The sequence below is a fragment of the Arthrobacter sp. MYb213 genome (genome assembly GCF_002979915.1).
In the GTDB taxonomy this organism is placed as follows: domain Bacteria; phylum Actinomycetota; class Actinomycetes; order Actinomycetales; family Micrococcaceae; genus Glutamicibacter.
The window spans coordinates 320,849-335,835 of sequence record NZ_PCQA01000004.1 but is presented as its reverse complement, the minus strand read 5'-3'; the positions used below and the strand labels follow the sequence as shown (position 1 = coordinate 335,835).

At 57.0% G+C, this 14,987-nt stretch carries 20 protein-coding genes; 10 read left to right on the top strand and 10 right to left on the bottom strand.

Annotation, left to right across the window (positions count from 1 at the left end; translation table 11 throughout):
- Positions 1 to 127: 127 nt before the first annotated feature.
- Entirely contained in the window at positions 128 to 535 is a 408-nt protein-coding gene (locus tag CQ011_RS11800; RefSeq protein ID WP_219844210.1) for a molybdenum cofactor biosynthesis protein MoaE, read from the bottom strand.
- A 2-nt stretch (positions 536 to 537) separates the two neighbouring features.
- A complete protein-coding gene (locus CQ011_RS11795) occupies positions 538 to 1,710 on the bottom strand; it encodes a ThiF family adenylyltransferase (RefSeq protein ID WP_286161177.1) in 1,173 nt (390 codons plus the stop codon).
- A gap of 39 nt (positions 1,711 to 1,749) precedes the next feature.
- Here CQ011_RS11795 and CQ011_RS11790 point away from each other — a divergent pair, with 39 nt between their 5' ends.
- The 5 genes from CQ011_RS11790 to CQ011_RS11770 are packed head-to-tail and all read left to right on the top strand — an operon-like array spanning position 1,750 to position 4,434.
- On the top strand, positions 1,750 to 2,001 hold the full coding sequence (locus CQ011_RS11790; RefSeq protein ID WP_105677912.1) for a MoaD/ThiS family protein: 252 nt from the start codon (positions 1,750 to 1,752) through the stop codon (positions 1,999 to 2,001).
- A 3-nt stretch (positions 2,002 to 2,004) separates the two neighbouring features.
- Positions 2,005 to 3,237, top strand: a complete 1,233-nt coding sequence (locus tag CQ011_RS11785; RefSeq protein WP_105677911.1) for a molybdopterin molybdotransferase MoeA — start codon at positions 2,005 to 2,007, stop codon at positions 3,235 to 3,237.
- On the top strand, positions 3,230 to 3,706 hold the full coding sequence (moaC, locus tag CQ011_RS11780) for a cyclic pyranopterin monophosphate synthase MoaC (RefSeq protein ID WP_105677910.1): 477 nt from the start codon (positions 3,230 to 3,232) through the stop codon (positions 3,704 to 3,706). Before CQ011_RS11785 ends, moaC begins: the two co-directional genes overlap by 8 nt.
- Positions 3,696 to 4,187, top strand: a complete 492-nt coding sequence (locus CQ011_RS11775) for a MogA/MoaB family molybdenum cofactor biosynthesis protein (protein WP_105678047.1) — start codon at positions 3,696 to 3,698, stop codon at positions 4,185 to 4,187. Before moaC ends, CQ011_RS11775 begins: the two co-directional genes overlap by 11 nt.
- Positions 4,188 to 4,224: 37 nt before the next feature.
- A complete protein-coding gene (locus CQ011_RS11770; protein WP_105677909.1) occupies positions 4,225 to 4,434 on the top strand; it encodes a DUF1653 domain-containing protein in 210 nt (69 codons plus the stop codon).
- 24 nt (positions 4,435 to 4,458) lie between these two features.
- Here the strand turns inward: CQ011_RS11770 and CQ011_RS11765 are convergent, their stop codons facing one another.
- The gene (locus tag CQ011_RS11765) at positions 4,459 to 4,890 is read right to left on the bottom strand and encodes a MarR family winged helix-turn-helix transcriptional regulator (RefSeq protein ID WP_105677908.1); all 432 of its coding nucleotides are present in this window, start codon (positions 4,888 to 4,890) and stop codon (positions 4,459 to 4,461) included.
- 79 nt (positions 4,891 to 4,969) lie between these two features.
- Between CQ011_RS11765 and CQ011_RS11760 the strand changes: the two genes are divergently transcribed.
- A complete protein-coding gene (locus tag CQ011_RS11760; protein ID WP_181148094.1) occupies positions 4,970 to 6,070 on the top strand; it encodes an ABC transporter permease in 1,101 nt (366 codons plus the stop codon).
- 97 nt (positions 6,071 to 6,167) lie between these two features.
- Here the strand turns inward: CQ011_RS11760 and CQ011_RS11755 are convergent, their stop codons facing one another.
- A complete protein-coding gene (locus CQ011_RS11755; protein WP_105677906.1) occupies positions 6,168 to 6,461 on the bottom strand; it encodes a DUF6966 domain-containing protein in 294 nt (97 codons plus the stop codon).
- A 66-nt stretch (positions 6,462 to 6,527) separates the two neighbouring features.
- Positions 6,528 to 7,178 carry an alpha/beta hydrolase gene (locus CQ011_RS11750; protein WP_105677905.1) on the bottom strand — a complete coding sequence of 217 codons (651 nt, stop codon included), beginning with the start codon at positions 7,176 to 7,178 and terminating at the stop codon, positions 6,528 to 6,530.
- 472 nt (positions 7,179 to 7,650) lie between these two features.
- On the opposite strand from CQ011_RS11750, the gene CQ011_RS11745 reads away from it, so the two are divergent.
- The 3 genes from CQ011_RS11745 to CQ011_RS11735 all read left to right on the top strand — a co-directional run bounded on the left by CQ011_RS11745 (position 7,651) and on the right by CQ011_RS11735 (position 9,552).
- Positions 7,651 to 8,532, top strand: a complete 882-nt coding sequence (locus CQ011_RS11745) for a lipase family alpha/beta hydrolase (RefSeq protein WP_105677904.1) — start codon at positions 7,651 to 7,653, stop codon at positions 8,530 to 8,532.
- Positions 8,533 to 8,762: 230 nt separating this feature from the next.
- Positions 8,763 to 9,020, top strand: a complete 258-nt coding sequence (locus tag CQ011_RS11740) for a VOC family protein (RefSeq protein ID WP_286161176.1) — start codon at positions 8,763 to 8,765, stop codon at positions 9,018 to 9,020.
- Positions 9,021 to 9,255: 235 nt separating this feature from the next.
- Complete coding sequence (locus CQ011_RS11735) at positions 9,256 to 9,552, top strand: cysteine hydrolase family protein (protein ID WP_219844209.1); 297 nt, start codon at positions 9,256 to 9,258, stop codon at positions 9,550 to 9,552.
- Positions 9,553 to 9,632: 80 nt separating this feature from the next.
- Here the strand turns inward: CQ011_RS11735 and CQ011_RS11730 are convergent, their stop codons facing one another.
- The 4 genes from CQ011_RS11730 to CQ011_RS11715 form a co-directional block, all read right to left on the bottom strand.
- Positions 9,633 to 10,436: an IclR family transcriptional regulator domain-containing protein gene (locus CQ011_RS11730; RefSeq protein WP_105677903.1), complete on the bottom strand. Its 804-nt coding sequence runs from the start codon at positions 10,434 to 10,436 to the stop codon at positions 9,633 to 9,635.
- 80 nt (positions 10,437 to 10,516) lie between these two features.
- Positions 10,517 to 11,173 (bottom strand): 3-oxoacid CoA-transferase subunit B, encoded by a 657-nt coding sequence (locus CQ011_RS11725; protein WP_105677902.1) that lies wholly within the window; start codon positions 11,171 to 11,173, stop codon positions 10,517 to 10,519.
- Positions 11,173 to 11,844: a 3-oxoacid CoA-transferase subunit A gene (locus CQ011_RS11720; protein WP_105677901.1), complete on the bottom strand. Its 672-nt coding sequence runs from the start codon at positions 11,842 to 11,844 to the stop codon at positions 11,173 to 11,175. The genes CQ011_RS11725 and CQ011_RS11720 overlap by 1 nt, the downstream gene beginning before the upstream one ends.
- 43 nt (positions 11,845 to 11,887) lie before the next feature.
- Entirely contained in the window at positions 11,888 to 13,099 is a 1,212-nt protein-coding gene (locus CQ011_RS11715; RefSeq protein WP_105677900.1) for a thiolase family protein, read from the bottom strand.
- A 576-nt stretch (positions 13,100 to 13,675) separates the two neighbouring features.
- Between CQ011_RS11715 and CQ011_RS11710 the strand changes: the two genes are divergently transcribed.
- Positions 13,676 to 13,975 (top strand): hypothetical protein, encoded by a 300-nt coding sequence (locus tag CQ011_RS11710; protein WP_105677899.1) that lies wholly within the window; start codon positions 13,676 to 13,678, stop codon positions 13,973 to 13,975.
- A gap of 379 nt (positions 13,976 to 14,354) precedes the next feature.
- On the opposite strand, the gene CQ011_RS11705 is transcribed toward CQ011_RS11710, so the two are convergent.
- Positions 14,355 to 14,828, bottom strand: coding sequence for a DUF3237 domain-containing protein (locus CQ011_RS11705; protein ID WP_105677898.1), 474 nt, complete (start codon positions 14,826 to 14,828; stop codon positions 14,355 to 14,357).
- Positions 14,829 to 14,987: the final 159 nt, after the last annotated feature.

Here is a 14,987-nt window from a genome sequence, read left to right as displayed (position 1 = left end):
CAGATTGTAGAAAGCGAAAACACCTACATTGAGCGCAACTAAAGATATCGAACCAAGTACCGCGAAGGTCCTGCGCGCACAGATTGTCATAGGATTCCTCAATTGAAAAACGTTCCCAGCAGTAGCTTTACAGCCCCACCCATTCGGAGCTACCGGAGGTGAAGTGTTGCTTTTTCCATATCGGCACCTCGGCTTTGATGCGTTCCACTAGGTTCTCGATCGCGTCAAATGCCTCCTTGCGGTGCGCTGCGGCCGAAGCAGCCACCAGTGCGGCATCACCGATCTTCAACGGACCCACGCGGTGCACAGCCGAAAGCTTCAGCCCGGTGCGCTGTTCTTCCTCGGCAATGATTTTTTCCAGGAATTCTTGGGCCTGTGGGTGATGTGAGTAGTCCAGCGAGTTCACCGATTGCCCACCATCGTGATTGCGGATAATCCCGTGAAAGAGCACCACCGCTCCGGCGGTATCGGACTGTACCGCGTCACGTACCGCGGCTTCGTCGATGGGTTTTTCGGTAATCAAGGCATAGCTCATAGTCAGGCTCCTTCAGCGTTCGAGGGTTCGGCCAGCAGGTTCGGGGCCAGTGCCGCCAAGGCGGGGATTCCGCCCTCAAGGTAGTTAGCTTCTACTCCGCGGCCGGCCAGTAATGCGGCGGCACGTTGCGAGCGTGGGCCGCGGGCACAGTACACCGTGACGCGAGCGGGGATTTGTTCGAGGGTGGCACCGGATTCAATGGCGGCTTCCAAGTCAGGCAACGGAAGGTGCAGGGAACCAGCAAGATGCTGCTCGGCCCGCTCGTCTTCATTGCGCACATCCAGCAGCACCGGGGCGCCGGTTCCGGCAAGTGCTTCGGCGAGCGCGGCAGCGTCGATACCTCCAGCCTCCGGTAGTGCTCCCGAGCAGAAGAGCACGTAGTCGATTAATCCGGTCACTTCTGCGGCTTGCGGGTCACGTGAATATTCAAGGGTGCGGGTGCTGGCGGCCAGTGCGTCATAGATCAGCACCTTACCTACCAGCGGGGTACCGATTCCGGTAATCAGTTTCAGCGCTTCGGTGGCCAGTAGTGAACCGATGGTTCCACATAATCCAGGCAGCACTCCCCCCACCGCACAATCCGGCACGGTGCCCGGGGCCGGTGGCACTGGGAAGAGATCTCGGTAGCCCGGGCCGTGCTCATGCCAGGCCACGGAAACTTGGCCATGGTGTTGCAGGATTGATCCCCAGATCAGTGGGATCCCGGATAGTTGCGCGGCATCATTGCTTAGATAACGCGTCGGGAAGTTGTCACTTCCATCGATCACCAGGTCATAATTCGCAAAGATCTCCAACGCATTGTCCGAGTCCAACCGCAGTGTGTGCTCGATGATTCTCACATTGGGGTCCAATGCGGTGGCCGCTTGGGCCAGTGAAGCGGTCTTAGCAACCCCGATATTTGCGGTGGCATGGGTGATCTGGCGGTGCAAATTTGATAACTCAACTACGTCATCATCAACTATCCCAATGGTGCCCACCCCGGCCCCGACCAGATACGGGATGCAAGCACTGCCCAGACCACCGGCGCCGATCACCAGTACCCGGGCGGCAGCCAACCGGCGCTGGGCAATGAGATTAAACCCGGGCAACGAAAGCTGCCGTTCGGCCCGTTGCCGCTGCTCTGCGCTCAGTTCAGCCCCGGGGCCAACAAGGGCTGGAAAGTCGCGTTCGCTCATCATCGTGTCCTCCGCGCGCCGGCGCGATAGCATGAAGTCATGTCGAAGATTACGATACGCTACTTCGCTGCCGCCGCAGCGGCGGCAGGGACCGAGCAGGAGTTATGGAACAAACCAGAAACCCTAGCCCAATTGCGTACAGAGCTCAGTGAAGCCTACGGCCCGGCGATGGCTCAGGTACTGCGCGCCGGAAGCTTCCTGATCAATGGCGTAGTCCGGCGCGACGCCGGTGCATTAGGCAATGATGAGTCGCTGACCGTGGACGTACTGCCGCCCTTTGCGGGCGGATAATCCATGTCCTGCACCTTAGAACACCATCGCTCCGAACTTGAAGCGCTATTGCGCCCGGTATTCAGCTCCTTGGGTACGCAGCTACTCCCGGTGGCAAGCGCGCAGCTCTGCGACAAAGTCACCAGCGAAGATCTCTTTGCTGCCTTGCCCATCCCCGCCTTCACCAATTCGCAGATGGATGGTTATGCTGCGCGTAGCGCCGACCTACTCTCAGCTTCCCGAACTACCCCGGTAACGCTGCCTTTGGGCTTCACCGCGGCAGCCGGAGACCGGCAGGTTCAACTCCAGCCGGGCACCGTCAGTCCGGTGATGACCGGGGCGATGATTCCCCAGGGAGCGGACACCGTCATCCCCGTAGAAGAAAGCGTCCTCGGTACTTTTCCAAAGCTGGTTCGTGCGGGCCAAGGCACTGTCAGCGGTCACGCACAATTCACCGCACCCAGCGCCTCGGGACGTTTCATCCGCCCGGTGGGAGTTGATCTGGAAGCCGGAGCCTTGGTGGCTAGTGCCGGTACCAGACTGACCCCCACCATGATCGCAGCCCTGGCTTCCAGCGGACTACGCGAGATCCCGGTACGCCGAACACTGACGGTGGCACTGTGCACTACCGGTGACGAACTGGGTGGTAGCAACCCGGCCGAGGGCCAGATCCCGGATGCCAACTCCCCCATGCTCGCGGCCCTGCTGCGCCGCTACGGGGTAGATGTGCGCACCCTCCAGCTGCCTGATGACCCAGACCGGTTCGCGGTGGCTATCGACCAACTCCAAGAACAAGTCGATCTGATCCTCACCGTAGGTGGGATTAGTGCAGGCGCATACGAAGTGGTCCGGCAGGCGCTCGCCGGGCGTGGAGGCAATTTCCATCATGTGGCGATCCAACCGGGCGGGCCACAGGGCTTCGCCCAGCTGGAGCACGCCGTAGTACTGTGTTTTCCGGGCAACCCGGTCAGCGCCCTACTTTCGGTTGAACTATTCCTCACCCCGTTACTGCGCGCGCTCAATGGACTGCCTGAACCGCAACCGGAGCACTTCCCCTTGGCGCAAACGGTGAGTTCCCCGGAACATAAACATCAGGTGCGCCGAGCACTGATCCAAGATGGTCAAGTCACCATCCTGGATCCAGGATCACATCTGGTCCATGACCTTGCCCGCGCCGATGCGCTGGTGCATATCCCGGTAGGAGTCAGCGAGCTGGTCGCTGGGCAAAGCGTTAAAATTTGGAGAATGAATGTCTGAGAAACTCACCCACCTGCGCGAAGACGGCAGCGCTCATATGGTCGATGTCAGCGACAAAGCCGTCACCAAGCGTGTGGCTACCGCCGAGGCTATCTTCGTCACCCGCCCGGAGGTCATTAAGATGCTGATGACCGGAGACCTGCCTAAGGGCGAAGCGCTGGGCACCGCCCGAGTTGCCGGAATCATGGCTGCTAAGCGTACCTGGGAACTGATCCCACTATGCCACCCGCTCCCCATCTCCAAGGTCTCCATCGACTTCACTGCAGAGGATTCTGCGGTGCGGGTTACCGCACAGGTGACCACCAAGGGTGTCACCGGGGTGGAAATGGAAGCCTTAACAGCTGCTAGCGTTGCCGCACTGACCCTCTATGACATGGTCAAGGCCGTGGACAAGCAAGCCGAGGTTCGCTCGGTGAAGGTGTTGGCTAAGTCTGGTGGAAAGAGTGGTGACTGGGTTCGTGGAGACTGAGCGTAGTGCTGCGGTGGTTGTCGCCTCTACCAGTGCGGCGGCAGGAACCACCACAGATAGAACCGGGTCGCTGATTACCGGGTGGCTGACCGAGCGTGGTTTTGAAACGGGTGAACCACAGGTCGTTGCCGATGGGCAGCCGGTGCGTTTTGCCGTAGATGAATTATTGGCTCATGGCGTCCAGGTAGTAATCGTCACCGGCGGCACCGGGGTCTCCCCCGATGATCAGTCCCCCGAAATGGTAGCCCCGCTGTTGGATGTGCAGCTGCCCGGAATTATCGAGGCCATTCGCCGTCGCGGTGAGGCGTCCACCCCACTGTCGATTATTACTCGCGGAGTGGCCGGGTTCGCGGGCGATAGTTTCGTGATCACCTTGCCCGGTTCCACCGGAGGCGTGAAAGACGGGTTGGCTGTCCTGGAACCGATCCTGGATCACCTGCTGGCCCAACGCAGCGGCGGTACCGGGCACGGTCCTCGCTAATTTTCCTTGCACCATCTTGATCAGAAAGGCCACCACGGTGAGTATCGAGCCTGGAATTTACCAGCACTTTAAGGGGCAGCGCTACGAGGTGCTGGCCGTAGGCAACCACAGTGAGACCGAAGAACCGCTGGTCTTTTACCGCAAGCTCTACGATGACTACAGTTTTTGGGCCCGCCCGTTGGCGATGTTTGACGAAATTGTTGAGCGCGACGGTTACAAGGGTCCGCGCTTTGCCCGGATTGCTTAACTCTAAAAGCTACTTGGGCGGCTGCTACTGTGAATCGGCTACGTTGTAGCGTTCCAACGCCGCCGCGAATGACGAGATCTGCTCTTCGCTCCAGCCCGCTAAGCGATCGTTGACCGCGTCGCGGTGCACAGCGGCAGAAGCTGCTAATCTCTCTCGTCCCAGATCGGTCAGCCCTAGTACGCGACCACGGCCTGCCTCAGCGTCGTCATAAGCGGCATAGCCTAAATCTAGTAATGTCCCGACCTGCCGGGAGACTGTCGAACGGTTTAACGCGAAGGCTTCGGCGATGTCTGTGGCCCGGGTGCCGGGAGTATCTGCAATAAATCGCAGGAGCGAATGCTCCACCAGACTCAGCGGTTCGGCCAGCTGTCGAGCGCGCGCATTGGCACGTCGGGTGATCATTTGCATGTGTAGGTAGACCGATTGGATATCAGTCTCTCGCTGTTCGGTGCCCATAGTTCGAGTCTAGTACGTGGCGCAATAAACACACTTTCAATGTTGCATAATGCAACATTACGGGTATTCTTTAAATCTAATGACTCTCACTGATACCTCCCCCGCTAAAACCCCTTCTTCCAGACACGCAAGCACGCCCGTGCCAAAGAAGGCTCCCGCAGCCAAGCCCGCGAAGCTTGGTTGGGGGAAGCTGGTTTTGACCATGCTGATCCCATTTTTCCTTTGCGCGATTATGGGCTTGTTCTACTTAGGTGCATTCCACGCACCTACACCTCATAACGTCCAGGTGGCGGTGGTTGGTGATTCTGCGCAGTCCAAGGTCTTCGCACAGTCTCTTCAGGACGAGGCAGACGGAGCACTGAGCGTGCGCACCGTACCTGACTCCCAGAGCGCTAAAAAGCTCGTCGAGCAGCGAGAAATCGTAGCAGCTTACGAAACCAAGGACTCGACGGCAACCCTCTTTGCTTCCAGTGCAGCTTCGGAAACATCGCTGAACATCGCTCAGAAGATTTTCATGAATCTTGCTTTTGAGCAGGGGCAACGTTTCCACGTCGAAGATGTGGTTTCCACCGGAGAACAAGACACTACCGGTCAGGGGCTATTCTTCTTGTTGGTGGCACTAAGTATCGGTGGTTATGCCAGCGCGGTGCCAATTGCAGGCTTCATGGGCAAGGTCAAACTTCCCGTTCGTTTTGCCATGGCGGCAGTTGCTGCAGCGGTAGTGGCTTCGATTGCGGTATTGATTGCCGGACCGATATATCAGGTCATCAACAGCCATCACGCCGGGATTTGGCTCATTTCTTGGGTCTATGCAGCTGGCATTACCCTGCTAGGCCTAGGTTTACATCCCCTTTTGCGGCACTGGACCACCCCCGCATTGACCCTGTGCTTCGTCGCCCTGAATTTCACCAGCTCGGGTGGAATTTTTCAACCAGAAATGCAGCCTGGTTTTTACGGCGCATTAAATGCCTTCTGGAACGGCGCGGGGTGGCTACATGCGGTGCAAACCCTGGTCTATTTCCCAGATCAAGCGATCGGCATGGATATCTTGCGTCTGATTCTGTGGCTCGTTCCCGGGGTTGCATTGATCATCCTGACCCACACCTGGAGCGTGCGGAAAACCCGCCTAGCTAATGAGTATGCAAAGATCAGAGAAGTCGAAGAAACCGTTGCTGCGTAGATGAAATTCTTCGCGGTGCGGTCAAGTGCCACCATGGCACTGGCCGCACCTTTCGCACATTCGAGTACGTCCCACATGCGCGGAACCGCACAAGCGGTTAGCCGCGCAATACCCTTCCATGGGCCGCGTGTAGTGCGCGATTTAGCCCATCCACCGCTTCGGCCATCACAGCGGTGCCCACATCATGAAATGAGCCCATACCGCCGCGGTAAAGTCCCAAGGCTTCGCCGGATGCCTCAGACAACTGCTCTCGGGTTTTGATATCAACAAAAAGATCATCGAGCCAACTCGCTACATGTTCTCGCCGTGAATCCTGATCATGCGCGGCGGCACGATGGAGTTTTGCGATCGCCTCGTGGATTTCCGCCAACGCCTGATTCATAGTGGCCATGAACCAAGATTACCTGTGTGCTCTGCACCAAAAATCAAGGAAGCACGTAAAACTATTTTCCTTTGCTTAGACTTCGTCGACCGAACCAGCGCCTAGTTGCGTGCGGACGTAATTGCGCACATCGTTCAGTTCATCCATATTAATCCCATATGCCAAGCCGGGATAGATGCGTTGGGTCAACGATGAATGACGAGGCAAAAATTCGGCGGTGCGCTCGATTGCAACCTGCGCGATCACGCGGTCTTCGGATCCGCGACCCCAGAACACCTCCGGCAACTGTTGCACGAGCGTAGCGTCGGCTGCCTGTTTCCCGCCGAGGACGAAGCCACCAAGAATTGTCGTGGCCAGTACGCGTTCCGGGCGGGTTCGCAGCAACTGACTTGCCATCAGACCACCTTGGGAGAATCCGATGGGAATGATCTTAGTTTCTGGATCCACATTTTCATCGATCCAGGCCCAGATCGCTGCGGTAGCCGCTTCGACTGGCGTCGCATCGGGTACGCCAGGAGTGATGATTTGAAACCATGCCGCGCCACCCTGCCCCAGTTCCATCGGTGCCCGTAGCGAAGCCCATGGCAGGCCCAAGCCCAGCGGCTCTGCCAGCGAGCTCAAGTCGTTTTCGTTTGAGCCATAGCCATGCAGGAAGACCAGCACGGCTGCAGATTGCGGATTGCTACTCCAATTGGCAGAACGCACATCGCTTAGCAGATTGCTCATGGCAGGTCAGCTCCTCATAAGTTGCTCGTGGGCCAGGCCCAAAGGTGGATACGAAGTCGGAGATCGCGATGCTTCCACGGAAGCTCCCACAAGACCAGAATACCGCATTTGCTTGAAGATACAAGTAATTTTTGATTACTACTCGCGTCACAATGCGCCACCGCCACCGACCGCGTAAGGCCGCAAGCGGGCGGCATCCTCTGGGCGAGAATCCATGCTCCAGTGAAATCAAGCTCGCCCAAAAGGCCGGTGGTGAGAGTGGAATTTAATGAAGTAAACCGCTGATAGGCGATAGATAGAGATCTTACTTTCAACCGCCCCCTCCGGATCCCTTAAGAATCCCAAATCTTAGCTTCAGCAAATTTTTCATCAAAAATCAACCCTAGACAGCACCTCAATCTACTGTGAGGATAAGCATTTATTACTCGTCAGTAACGAGTGATAACCCATCATTTCCAGCCGAAAGACCACCATGCAACGACGCATATTTTCCGGTCTGGCCGCACTTTGCCTAGCCGCTGCAACGCTCACCGCCCCGGCCATCGTGCCGAGCGCGGGAAGCACCGCACAAGCCGAGACAGTTTCTTCCCTGAGCATCAGCCCATCGGGGGCTAATGATTGGGATTGCGAACTCGATGCAGAACATCCGTATCCCGTAGTCCTCGTTCATGGAACCTTTGTCACCATGGACGTCAACTGGATCTCCTTGTCCCCCAAGCTCAAGCGCAACGGATATTGTGTTTTCGCATTGAATTACGGCTTTGAAAACGGTATCTCGGGTGCGGCACATGTACCCGACTCGGCAGCCCAACTCAGCGACTTCATTGACCGCGTCCGCCAGGCCACCGGCGCCAAGAAGGTGGACCTCGTCGGGCACAGTCAGGGTGGAATGATGCCTCGCTGGTACATGGGCCACATGGGCGGGGCGAAGTACGTCAATGAATTGGTGGCGATCGCACCGTCGAGCCACGGCACCCAGGGCATCTTGGTGCAAAGCCCCACCGGAGTGAAACTTGCCGGTAACTATGTTGGCTGGGTTTGTGATGCCTGCGCCGACCAGGTGGCGGGCAGCAAGTTCCTCACCGAACTGAACTCGATCGGAGACACCGTCCCGGGCGTGGATTACACGGTCATTTCCACCAAGTACGACGAGGTCGTCATGCCGTACAAGTCCCAAGCCCTCCAGGGCGATAGTGCACATGTGACCAATGTGGTGCTCCAGGACAAGTGCCCACTGGACATCTCGTCCCACGCCAGCGTGGCAGTTGATCCTGTGGTCCACCGCTGGGTACTCAACGCCCTGTCCACCGATGGCCCGGCAGATCCGGGCTACCGTCCTTCCTGCTACCTGTAGACCCGAATGGGCCCGTCCCGGCAGTCAAGTGTTGCCGGGACGGGCCACACCACTGCCCTAGGCAGTGCGCCGGCCGGCGGCTAGGTTAGAGCCCATGGATGGACTATCCAGCCGCGTACTTTTATGACCCGTGGACCTGATCGAGACCCAAAAGTTCTACCGCGAGGTGTTGCAGCTAGCCGTGGCCCGCGAATTCGGCAATTCTAAGTGGCCCAGACTGGTGTTTTTTCTTGGCAACGGATTACTCGAAGTTTCCGGCCAGCGGGATCCCGGGCCCGACGCCACGCTGGTGCTTTGGCTGCAGGTTCGCGAGGCAGCAAGCACAGTTGGAACTGCTGATCGACCGCGGAGCCACGGTTACTCGTGAGGCCCACAAAGAACCCTGGGGACTCATCGAAGGATGGATTCAGGACCCCGACGGGACCCGCATCGTGCTGGTGCAAGTGCCCGAGGAGCACCCGATCCGCCGGGATCTGCGTCGGCTGTAACTAAAATTGCCGGCTCATATCATCGGCTCATGGCGGGCTGTAATCGAACCTTGTTGAAGCGTTCGGCAGCCATGCAACGAAGCACCCCACGAATTTTGATCCGGCAAAAACCGCGATGAATTCCATTCACAATCAAGGAGACATTATTGGACCAAATGGTGCCTTCGCGCATTTGTTCCAAGAACAGATCGCTCGCCGCGACGTAGATATGGAGCTCAACTAGCCGCTACTCCAGATGGTCAAACAGGCCCGATGTTTAGTCGAAGGTTCCGACTCTGCAACGATCATCGAGGCTCTTGGGCCAAAGCTTAACGACGTGGTGCTCACCAATCAGAGAATCGGTGGAATCAGCCCCCAGCTGGCAGAAGTGCTTAATTTCCGCGGAATTGATTCCTTGATCATCGCCGGGGTCGCAACAAATATTTCGGTGGAAAGCACCGCCCTGGCCGCCGTGGACCACGGCTACCATGTGATGATCGCGCAAGACGCGTGCGCTGCGGCCACCGAGCATATTCATGCGGCCAGCATTTGATCCCTCGGGTTACTCGCAACTATAATCGCTTGCGCCGATATCGATTGGAATCCTGCAAAGCCGAAGTAACGCAAAGCCGCTTAGCGGCTTGCGGCCAAGGCTTCACATACCTGCTGCGAAGCGTTTAGCAGCTCAGGCAAGATCTTCTGTGCGGCCTGTTCGGCAGATTCGACGGTATTCGGGTGCACGCTCATTGACACGTTCATCGCAGCGACCACGTTTCCGTCGGGACCGAACACCGGTACGGCGACCGAGCGTAGCCCAATCTCCAATTCTTGATCCACCACCGCATATCCTTGAGCGCGGATCTTGTGCAGTTCCGCGAACAAATCCTGCGGATTATCGATGCCTACACCGGTTCCCGCGGGCACCCCAGCAGACACCACGGCATCTTGCTTCTCCTGGCTCTGATAGGCCAGATGCACCCTGCCCATGGAGGTATTCAGCGCCGGGAATCGGGTACCCACCGAGATTCCCACGCGCATGATCGAGCGGGTGTGGACCCTCGCGATATAAACGATGTCAGAGTCATCAAGCACGGACGCCGACGCAGATTCATGCACCTTAGCCGAGAGTTCTTCCAAGACCGGCTCAATGAGCTGCGGCAACGTGGCGCTAGAAAGGTACGCATAGCCTAGTTGCAAAACCTTGGAGGTGAGTTCGAAGTACTTGCCGTCCGAGCGGACATATCCAAGCTCTTGCAAGGTCAGTAGGAATCGGCGCGCGGTCGCGCGGGACAGCCCGGTTCGCACGGCAACCTCAGATAGCGTCATCGACGGATGGTCCGCATCAAAGCTGCTGATCACCTGAAGTCCGCGCGCCAAAGACTGCACGGAGGTAGTAATTGCACCCTGCTCGCTCACGAAACTCCTTGCACAGACCATCACAACGGCCCGCTGGTATTGAAAAGTGGGGGTGCCTTACACAAAATATTGGTAAAGCACCCCCACTAATCTACTTTGTTTTAGGCCTTGGTCAGTTCAACCGAAACCTTGGACTGCAGTTCTTCGAAGCTGATTCCGTGTGCGGAACGTACGAAGACCTTTGAATCTCGTAATTCAAAGATTGCTACCTCGGTGTAGATTCGTGAGACGCAGCCAAGCCCGGTGACCGGGTAGGAAAGTGCCTCGACCAGCTTTGATTCGCCGGTCTTGGTGAACAGGCTCATCATGACCCAAGTCTGTTTCGCGCCAATAGCCAGATCCATGGCCCCACCGACCGCAGGGATTGCACCTTCGGCGCCGGTGTGCCAGTTAGCTAGGTCGCCGGCCTCGGATACCTGGAAGGCTCCAAGTACACAAACGTCCAAGTGCCCACCGCGCATCATTGCGAAGGAATCAGCGTGATGGAAGAACGAGGCGCCAGGAAGTTCGGTGACCGGAATCTTGCCTGCGTTAATCAGATCCTCGTCAATGTCTTCCCCGGTAGCAACCGGGCCCATACCCAACATACCGTTTTCGGTGTGTAGGGTGACTCCCTGCTCATTGGTCAGGAAGTTGGAGACGTTAGTCGGCTGTCCGATTCCGAGGTTCACAAAGGCACCGGATGGAATATCCGCGGCGACCTTCTGAGCCATCTCATCGCGACTGAGTTTTTCTTGAGTGCTGGAGTAGTTGCTCATTATTTATTTCCTCCAAGTGCCACAACGGTATCTACATAGATCCCTGGGGTGATGACGTTTTCAGGATCTAGGTTGCCTGCCTCGACTACCTCGTCCACCTGAACGATGGCCTGCTTGGCGGCGGTAGCCATAATCGGACCGAAGTTACGGGCGGTCTTGCGGTACACCAGGTTGCCCATGGTGTCAGCCGTCAGTGCCTTGATCAGCGCGAAGTCTGCATTGATGGGGGTTTCCAAAACATAACCCTTACCATCAATAACGCGAGTTTCCTTGCCTTCAGCTAACAAGGTGCCGTAGCCGGTTGGGGTGAAGAATCCACCAATGCCCGCACCTGCGGCACGGATACGCTCGGCGAGGTTTCCTTGTGGAACCAGTTCAAGTTCGATTTCACCGGCGCGGTAGGCCTCATCAAAGTGCCATGAGTCCGACTGGCGTGGGAAGGAGCAGATAATCTTCTTCACCCGGCGTTCCTTGATCAGCAACGCAAGGCCGGCGTCAGCCTGACCAGCGTTATTGTTCACTACGGTCAGGTCCGTGGCGCCGCATTCCATCAGCGCGTCAATCAGTTCCATCGGCTGGCCGGCGTTACCGAAGCCACCAATCAAGACGGTTGAACCATCCTTGATTTCGGCGACGGCGTCCGCAGCCGAGCTAGCTATACGTGGTGCCATGTTTGAGCCTTTCTAAAGATTTGTGAAAGCAAGTAGCCGGAGACTACTTGCTTGCGTTTTCATTCTCGATAACTACTGCCAGCCCCTGGCCGACGCCAATGCAGATCGCTGCCACACCGTAGCGCTGGCCGGATTCTTGCAGACGGCGTGCCGCGGTGCCCAAGATGCGCAATCCCGACGCACCCAGTGGGTGACCGATGGAGATCGCGCCGCCCCATGCGTTGACGATGGTTGGGTCAATATCCCAGGCCCGGATGCAGGCCAAGGACTGTGCAGCGAAAGCTTCGTTGAGCTCAACAACTGAAATATCGGACCACTTCAGACCAGCCTTGGCCACTGCCTTATTTGCCGCTTCTACCGGGGCGAAGCCGAAGAACTGTGGGTCCAAGGCAAAGGAAGCGTTGGAGACGATTCGAGCTAAGGGAGCGGCGCCTAGCAACTCGCCGCCGCGAGCAGAACCGATGAAGGCTGCCGAGGCGCCGTCACTCATAGGCGAGGCATTACCTGCAGTCACTGTGGCGTTCTCGCCGGTACGGAATACCGTGCGTAGCTTGGCCAAGGTTTCTGCGGTGGAATCCGCACGGATGGTCTCATCCCGAGTCAGCTCGGTTCCGCGCTTGTTTGCTGGGGGAACCGAAACTACGAGGTTGTCATATTTTCCGGCATCCCATGCGGCCGCTGCCTGCTGGTGAGACAGAGCCGAGAATTCGTCCTGATCTTCACGCGAGATATTGTGCTTTTCTCGCAGCTGCTCGGTGGCTTCACCCAGAGAAACGGTCCATTCACCAGGCATGGCCGGGTTGACCAAACGCCAGCCCAAGGTGGTATTTGCCAACTCAAGGTTGGACATCGGGAAAGGGCGTTCGGTCTTTGGCAGTACCCATGGGGCACGGCTCATCGATTCGACTCCGCCGAGCAACACCAAGTCGGCATCACCGGTGGCAATCTGGCGGGAGGCGGCAATGGCGGCGTCCAGCGATGAACCGCACAAACGGTTCATGGTGGTGCCTGGCAAGGACGTAGGTAGGCCTGCCAGCAGGGTGCTCATGCGTGCAACGTTGCGGTTTTCCTCGCCGGCGCCGTTGGCGTTGCCGAAGATCGCTTCATCGATGGAGCTGGTATCGAGCTTTGGAGCGCGAGCCACCAGCTCGCGCACTACATGCGCTGCCAAGTCATCTGGACGGTGGGAGGATAGCGCTCCACCGATCTTTCCAAAAGGGGTACGGATTGCGTCGTATAGGTATGCCTGCTGCATAAATCCACTGCTCCATCGCTAGGTTTTGTTCACATTGTGAACTTCTGTTCGTAATATGAACTTTAGCAGTGAGCACTCTTCATTTTCAAGAGGTGGCTAACAAAGAAAATCCACGACTGGCTTTGGGGGAACAATTTGCGACACGATACCGTTTTTAACTTTGGCAGGGTAAGCACAGAGGCTTCATCATGCTCAGTGGAGTATCTCAAGAACGACAAGTGCACTTCAGAGCTGCCCAAATCATCTATTGAGCGTCCGCTGAGTAGCGGAGCAAATCCAGAGGGCAAGGAACAAGATACCTTGGTCGCTTCCGAACGAAGAGCCCTTTACTTTACGGCCAATAGCCGCCGCGACTGCTCCCCCAGCCATTTATTCGCCCAAAGACGACGGCAACGCGGGTCCGAGCGCCAACAAACCGAATTGATCCGAGACTCAAGTTGGGCCTAGATCTCGGATTAATTGAGAAAATTAGTGCGTCGCAAATACCGAGGATTGGTCGGTAATCTGAGCGTGGAACGAAGTGGATATTTTGGCTCTACTGAGCGTTATACATGAGGTCCAGAGGTTCCCAACCGGTTGACTTATCAAACCCCGCCTTTCATCTCGGCTGATTTTTCCGGCGGCTTGGCAGTCTCAACCGAAGACGACCCGGATTCAACGGATGTCGCTTTGCTCGACGCCACGGCTCCGGAGGGTGAAGCCCCTGTCGATGTCGCCGGACCGCTTGTACAACCGCTAAGAACCAACGCACCAATCGCCGCGAGCGCCATCGTCTTCCAGTTACGCTCCTGTAACACCACTCCCCCATTTCCCCAATGGTTTTGCTTACTTTCCACACACTACCTGCGAGATTCAACTTTCTGGGCCACTGGTTAGTAACGATTTTGTCTATCCGACATCGCTCAAAACAGTGACAAAGATGATGGGACTCGTTATCCGAAAGCGCTGCAAATTCGAGCGCTCAGCTCCAAGGACTACAGACGGCACCCGTGTCGGCACCTGGCGATAGGTAGGTTCAGGATATTCGAACGGGATAATGCTCGGCACATCCAATGATCGCTTCATTGAATGTGCCTCGGGCGTAGTTGGCCGCTCTGCCAGATCACGCCGGCCGCAAAAGCTCATCACAGAAATTTTGTGCACCCTTGGCAAAACACCCGATGGTAGCTGCGTCCTAGATCTGCGCGAAATAAAAATGGGTTAGGGACCGAGCGCGGAAAACGCTCGGCACCAAACCCATAGATAGCGCCGACTTCTAACGAACGCGGAACACATCGATGCGCACTCCGTGGGCAAGCCGTTCACCGGAGCCCAAGAATAATGTGCGGTTCAGCCACCCATAAGGTCCAGAATCATCGGCGGAGAGAGCGGGTATGCATCGGAAATAAACCCGGGAAGGATCCACGTGTTCCCCCGCCATCATGCGCTCAAGGTCCTCCGGAGCGGCTGAACGTATTGCGCGGTTCTCGACCAAAATGCGGTGACCGTCATCCAGCTCGAGCACATAGTTCGCTTCCAGGTATGCAAGGTCTGCGGATGGGTATCGCTGAAAGTCTGCACCCGCATCAAGCACACGTCCGGTCAACTGCGGACCGCTCACGCTACCGCCCCGGATCGGGGCGACCCGGCGCATGCCTTGAGCGGTATTGCCAATGGTGATTGTTTCACTTACTTCAACATCGATTGTTGCCACGAAGTCCAGGCCTGGCGGGGTGGGAATAATTGTCATGTGAAGAATCCTTCCACTAACTTTGGTTCAACATAATGTTGCCCCGGCAAACTGACTTGGCGGTTCACGCTCACGTCGATGCTACGTTTTTACACGAGTACGAATACACGCGCATTTTTTGACTCTTTGGCTCCCTCCCACCGTAGCGGTTGCACCTTC

Coding starts and splice junctions, on each gene's coding strand:
- CQ011_RS11800 (WP_219844210.1), bottom strand. CDS start 535: ATGAGCTATGCCTTGATTACCGAAAAACCCATCGACGAAGCCGCGGTA.
- CQ011_RS11795 (WP_286161177.1), bottom strand. CDS start 1,710: ATGAGCGAACGCGACTTTCCAGCCCTTGTTGGCCCCGGGGCTGAACTG.
- CQ011_RS11790 (WP_105677912.1), top strand. CDS start 1,750: ATGTCGAAGATTACGATACGCTACTTCGCTGCCGCCGCAGCGGCGGCA.
- CQ011_RS11785 (WP_105677911.1), top strand. CDS start 2,005: ATGTCCTGCACCTTAGAACACCATCGCTCCGAACTTGAAGCGCTATTG.
- moaC (WP_105677910.1), top strand. CDS start 3,230: ATGTCTGAGAAACTCACCCACCTGCGCGAAGACGGCAGCGCTCATATG.
- CQ011_RS11765 (WP_105677908.1), bottom strand. CDS start 4,890: ATGGGCACCGAACAGCGAGAGACTGATATCCAATCGGTCTACCTACAC.
- CQ011_RS11760 (WP_181148094.1), top strand. CDS start 4,970: ATGACTCTCACTGATACCTCCCCCGCTAAAACCCCTTCTTCCAGACAC.
- CQ011_RS11755 (WP_105677906.1), bottom strand. CDS start 6,461: ATGGCCACTATGAATCAGGCGTTGGCGGAAATCCACGAGGCGATCGCA.
- CQ011_RS11750 (WP_105677905.1), bottom strand. CDS start 7,178: ATGAGCAATCTGCTAAGCGATGTGCGTTCTGCCAATTGGAGTAGCAAT.
- CQ011_RS11745 (WP_105677904.1), top strand. CDS start 7,651: ATGCAACGACGCATATTTTCCGGTCTGGCCGCACTTTGCCTAGCCGCT.
- CQ011_RS11735 (WP_219844209.1), top strand. CDS start 9,256: ATGGTCAAACAGGCCCGATGTTTAGTCGAAGGTTCCGACTCTGCAACG.
- CQ011_RS11730 (WP_105677903.1), bottom strand. CDS start 10,436: ATGGTCTGTGCAAGGAGTTTCGTGAGCGAGCAGGGTGCAATTACTACC.
- CQ011_RS11725 (WP_105677902.1), bottom strand. CDS start 11,173: ATGAGCAACTACTCCAGCACTCAAGAAAAACTCAGTCGCGATGAGATG.
- CQ011_RS11720 (WP_105677901.1), bottom strand. CDS start 11,844: ATGGCACCACGTATAGCTAGCTCGGCTGCGGACGCCGTCGCCGAAATC.
- CQ011_RS11715 (WP_105677900.1), bottom strand. CDS start 13,099: ATGCAGCAGGCATACCTATACGACGCAATCCGTACCCCTTTTGGAAAG.
- CQ011_RS11705 (WP_105677898.1), bottom strand. CDS start 14,828: ATGACAATTATTCCCACCCCGCCAGGCCTGGACTTCGTGGCAACAATC.